This window comes from Rhodococcus sp. F64268 (genome assembly GCF_023015605.1).
Taxonomy (GTDB): domain Bacteria; phylum Actinomycetota; class Actinomycetes; order Mycobacteriales; family Mycobacteriaceae; genus Rhodococcus.
In genome coordinates this window covers 1-265 of the sequence record NZ_JALKAI010000053.1, presented here as the reverse complement: position 1 = coordinate 265, position 265 = coordinate 1, and the positions used below count along the sequence as shown (strand labels likewise).

Here is a 265-nt window from a genome sequence, read left to right as displayed (position 1 = left end):
TATCGACGATGTACCGGATCCTGCGCGAGAACACGCAGGTCAAAGACAGACGCCGCCAGGCCCGACATCCCGCCCGGGCATGCCCGGAACTGGTGGCCACCGCACCGCGGCAGGTCTACACCTGGGACATCACGAAACTGCCCGGCCCGGCCCGCGGGGTCTATTACGACGCCTACGTGATGATCGACATCTACTCCCGCTACATCGTAGGAGTGCATGTGCAGACCCGCGAGTCCGGCATCCTCGCAGCGGAGTTCATGACAGA

The 265-nt window shown here is 63.8% G+C and carries 1 pseudogene; it reads left to right on the top strand.

Features of this window, described 5'->3' with window-relative positions:
• Nucleotides 1–265: pseudogene (locus MWU77_RS25185) on the top strand (IS3 family transposase); the annotation flags it as partial.